This window comes from Salipiger sp. (genome assembly GCF_059781815.1).
On sequence record NZ_JBYNAH010000296.1, the window covers coordinates 1 to 4,991 of the forward strand.

General features: G+C 66.2%; 3 protein-coding genes. All 3 read right to left on the minus strand.

Annotation, left to right across the window (positions count from 1 at the left end; all coding sequences use genetic code 11):
* Nucleotides 1–1,229, minus strand: a 1,229-nt coding sequence (locus AC6RA4_RS23240) for a pentapeptide repeat-containing protein (protein ID WP_500164331.1), incomplete at its 3' end; no start/stop codon positions are given.
* Between the two features lie 52 nt (nt 1,230–1,281).
* On the minus strand, nt 1,282–4,554 hold the full coding sequence (locus tag AC6RA4_RS23245; RefSeq protein ID WP_500164332.1) for a hypothetical protein: 3,273 nt from the start codon (nt 4,552–4,554) through the stop codon (nt 1,282–1,284).
* A 31-nt stretch (nt 4,555–4,585) separates the two neighbouring features.
* The coding region (locus AC6RA4_RS23250; RefSeq protein ID WP_500164334.1) for a hypothetical protein at nt 4,586–4,991 on the minus strand (406 nt) is incomplete at its 5' end.

Below are 4,991 nucleotides of genomic sequence, written 5' to 3' on the forward strand. Positions count from 1 at the left end.
CCGGACCCGGGCGCGCTCGGGCCGGTTCCGGGGCTGCCCGTGATCCCGGGGGCGCCCGCGACGCCGCCATCGACGCCCGGACCGGTGGTGCCTGCCGCGGCCACGAGGTTCACCCCGTCCAGCGTCAGCGCCGCGCCGGTGGCGCGCAGCGCGATGGTGTGGGCCGAGATCCGTGGCGCCTTGGGAGAGCTGCCCATTATGAGCAGGTTCTGCAACGTGATGCCGCTGTCTTTCGCCGTGAGATCGAAGGCGGGGACGCCGTCTTCCGGGGAGAGCACGCGGGATTGATAGTTGCCGACAGGCTTGGCGCCGACATAGCCGCCCGAGATGGTGATGCCGCCCTTGCCGGGCGCCACGGGCGCCGTCAGCGGGTAGGTTCCGTATTGCAGCGCCACCAGGCAGTCGGCCGAGCTGCACTGATCGGCGCCGAAAGCGATGGTCTTGCAATAGTTCGAGATATCAGCGCCGCAGCCGGCCGCATCGGTGCCCTCGGACGAGACATAGACGGTCTGCGCCACGGCGGCATCGATGCGCAGGGTGGTGCCTTTTGGTGGCACGAAGGCCGATGTGCCGCTCATGGCGTGCGCCACGACGCCGTCCTGGGTCGCCTCGTAACTCTCCTCTGGAAGCGCCACGGCCTCGTCGAAGACGCTTTCGAGCACCGTACCGTCATCGAGCGCGACCGAGCAGTCGGGCAGATCCGCGCCTGTCGTGTCGATCGCGTCGATGCGATGGGCGAACTCGCAGCTCAGGCTCGTGTTGGTGAAATCCGCGATGCAGGAGGCCGCGGGCTCGATCCCGAGCGCCGGGCCGAACACGGCCTCGGTGAGCGTGACACCGGGGAAGGCGCTGCAGGTCAGGGTGGCGTACTGGAAGTCTCCGGCGGTGATCGTGGTGTCGGTGAAATCGACGCGGCTCAGGTCGGCGTTCTGAAACAGGGTGGGCACGCCCCCGGGGCCTGCCTGGATGGTGGCGTCCTGAAAGGTCGCGCCGGCAAGCACCGCGCCGATGAAGTTGCCGCCGGAGATCACCGTGTCCGAGAAATTCGCGCCCGAGAGGTTGGCGCCCGCGAGGTTCGGCGCCTCGAGCGTCCTCCCCGAGAAATCCTGCCCCGAGAGATCGCATCCGGGGCAGATGAGCGGGCCGCCCTGCGCCGCCGCGCCGCCTGTCCAGAGGCCGAGTGCGAGGCCCAGCCCCGCGCGGTGCCAGATCGTTCTACCCTGTGCCATGTCCCGTTCCCCTTTGATCAATGCTCTGCGCTGCGCCGGTGTGGTGGGTGCCCTAGACGGGCGGCAGCCACATGCTGATCGACGGCCCGGTGCGCCCGTCCGGTCCTGCGCCCGGCACGCTCGGGCCCGCCGGTGTCCCGGCGCCGTCGGTCACCATCGCGTAGTTCTGGGTGTAGACCGTGTGCCACATGTCGACCGCGAGCGCCGCGGCGGCCATGTTCGGCGTCGTCACCAGAGGGTTCTGCGCCGGCGGCTTGGCGCCGTAGGTGTAGATGGACATGGCATAGTCCGACGGATCGATCCCCGCGCCCTTGTAGGACAGCACGTACATGTAGGTCTTGAGCTCGTCTCCGACGGTCTGCATGTCGAGGAAGGTCGTGCCCGCGGCGCCGGAGAGATACAGCCAGTACGTCGGATCGCCATTTGCGTCGACAAAGCGCTGCACCGGGTTCATCGACAGGTCATAGGCCGAAATCCGCGCCACCTGCGCACCGTCATGCGCGGGATCCGCGGACGTGTCCTCGAGCACGAGGATGGTGCCGTCATAGGCGCAGCTGACCGCGACAGGATAGAACATCAGGCCTGGCCGGGTCGGATCGGTGGCGGGGCCGGCGGCAAAATCCGCCAGCGGCACGTCCTTGTCCTCGGCGCCGTCGATGATCAGCCGGGCCACCATCAGCTTCTTGGTCGAGGAATTGATGCCGATGACCCTGAGCGAGGGGTGCAGCGACACCGAGTCCGGGAACAGCGGGAAGCGCCCGTAGCTCGGCTGGACCGGGTTCATGTCGAAGGGCACGCCGGCCTCGAGCGTAACCTTGCGGAGGTGAAAGCCGCCGCCCTGCTCGGGGGGCAGCGACGAGGGGCGCGGGTCGATGTAGTACTCGCCGAGATCGCGGTCCTTCGGGTCGGGGGTCGGGATCTTGCCGTCCGGCCCCTTGACCCAGTTGCCGCTGCTGTCCATCAGGAATTTGGGCGGGAAGTAATCGAAGACCATGCGCGAGCGCCCCGCGAAACCGCAGGTTGGGAAGGTTTCGTCGATGGAGGGCATGCCGGGAATGGCGACCGTCTGGAAGGCAAAGAGCTGGCCGCCCGGCGTGCTCTGCCCGCATTGCGCCAGCCCGGTGCCGGCGGCCTGAAACCCCACGCCGAGCGTTGCCTTGCGCTGGCTGAGCGAGATCCCGGTCCAGTCGCCGAAGTTGTTGCCGGTCGGCGCGTTGTTGCGGCTTGCGACGGTGGCGGTCGGCGCGGTCGCAGAGGCGGTCCATTGATAGGCGCCGCCGGTATAGGTCAGGACCTGCTTGTGCTCGTAGACCGACTTGTCGGTGAGCGGGATCGGATATTCCACGAGGTAGAGGCTTTGCTGGGCCATCGTGGTCCTGTCATTCGGCAGCCAGTCGGTCGTTGCCTTCGCGGCGAGCCAGTCCCCGACATAGAAATCGGCCTCGAGCTTGACCGATCCGCCGAGCGTGTTGCCTTCGAAGACCGCCTGCAGGCTGGTGGGCGCATCGGTGTCGCCGAGCGTGTGCTTGTAGCTGACGGTGGGCCGGTTCTCGTTCTGATAGATGAGCTTGACCACGTATTTGCGGTCGGACCCGTGCGGAAAGACCTGTGCGCGGGGGTCGGGGTAGATGTCGATGGTCGAGGTGATGGTGACCGCCACCTTGTTCTCGATGTTCCAGGGCGAGGTTGCGATGGTGACGATGGTCTCGGTCATCTGAGCCACGGTGGTGAGGATGTTGACGGTCAGCATGATCCAGCCCGCGAAGGGGATCTCGTCCTCGATGGCGCCGCCAGCCATCTCGGCTTCGGCCCAGGCGAGGGCTTTTCCGACCCCCGAGCTGAACAGGAACTTGACGACCGAGGTCGCGGCGGACCAGTTGAACGACCGGTTTGCCGCCGAGGTGCCGCCGATATAGGCGGCAATCAGCGCCGCGCCCGCGGCCATCACCTTCTTGTTCGAGCTCAGTTGCTGAACGATGTCGTAGAGCGGTTTGTAGGATTGTGCCGCGGCCCCCACTGCCAGTAGCAGGGACGGAACGCCGAGGTTGAAGACCGCGGTCAGGATGCCGCCGAGCGCCGGGGTCTTGGGCCAGAGATCCGCGCCGGTCCCGAGACCCGAGCCGTAAAGCGAGCACGACACCGCCTTGGGCGGGAAGGTGAAGGTGACTTCGGTCTCGCCGGGCGGCGGGACCGGCACCGCGTAGACCGAGTTCATCGGGGAAATCATGCCGATGAAGCGCAGGTCGTCATACTGGTTGTCGAAAGCCTCGATGATGATCTTCGTCGACAGCCCCTCGTCATCCACGCTCCAGTTGGGGATCTTTATGGCGTCGCCGGCGGCGTCGTAGAACCGGACGTAGAGCCCGAGGTAGCGGAAGGCGGTGTTCTCGAATGTCACCTTGACCTGGTTCTTGGCGGCGTCCGCGACCGAGGCCTTGAAGGTCAGCAGGTTCACCGCGCCGGTGTTGGCGACCGCGACCGACCAGGCGTCGCCGGTCTGCGCGGTCAGCCGCTCCGACGGCGGCAGCGCCAGAAGCTCGGCGAATTTCTGCACCTGCGGGCCGCCGTCACCGGTCTGCACGGCGGTGCCGGTCTGCACCGTCCATTTGACGTTTTCGAGCGATTGCAGGTTGTTGACCTGGTTGATCAGCATCTTGAGAGGGGCGGCGGCGGCGCTCTGCACCTGGTCGCTGGGATGCTGGCGATAGGTGCCCCAGGCCTTCTTGTCGTAATCGGCCTCCTCGCTCTTCTCGACGAAGGGTTGCAGCGTCGCCCATCCCGAGGTCTCGGTCGGCTGCCCCATCATCCGCATCTGCGTCGCAAGCGCGTTGATCTGCGTCGCGACATTCGGGCTGTCCATCAAGCCGAGGATGATGTCGGCCCCCGCCTTGTCCTTGGTCACCAGATCGGGGTGGTGAAAGAGCAGGCACTTGGCGGTCGAGGTGTAGTCGATGGGGGTGGCGTGCACCATGCTCGCGTCGGAGGCAAAGGCGTCGTCCGCATGCGGAAAGTAGAGCGCCGAATGGCTGATGCCTTCCTCACCATGGCTGCCCTCGAAGCCGCGCATGGTGTGGCGGATATGGATGCGCGAAACCGTCTCGGCGGGCATGTGAACCGGGGCCTCGATGTAATGCGTGACCCCGCTGAGCGCGTCGCGGCACTGCTGGTGCGGTGCGTCTCCCATCGCGGCGGCGAGGCTCTCTTCGGTATGAGGCACGAACCGGTGCCGCTTGCCCATATGCGCGAGGAAATAGTCCTCCCCCGGATGGGCGTCGGACAGGTCCGCGTGGAACATGATGGGTTTGGCTGTCATGGTGAGTGCCATAAGGGATCTCCCGGCTCCGTTAGACGTCAGTTCAGTTGCAGACAGGGTGGGGTTCTCCGACCCACGACCGGCTGGATGCGATGTACTTGCTGCACCCGGCCGTCCCGATTGCGGGGTATTTCGAGCCGTCGACGGCCCCGAGATCTCCGCAGGCAAGGGTGGGATTGCACTGCAGGAACAGCCTTGTGAGCGCGCCGCCGGTGCCGCCCGTCTTGGTCTCTTCGTAAAGCAGCGAAGAGACCGGGCCGATGCTGCTCAGCGCGTTGTTCGACAGGTCGAGAAAGCTGAGCGAGGTCATCGCCCCGAGATCCTTGGCGAAGGGACCCAGCACGTCGGTCAGCGCGTTATGGGAGAGATCCGCGTAGAGCAGGTTGCTCTGGATCGGCAGCACGAAACTGGTGAGCTTGTTGTACTGGGCGTTGAGCGACGACAGGTAG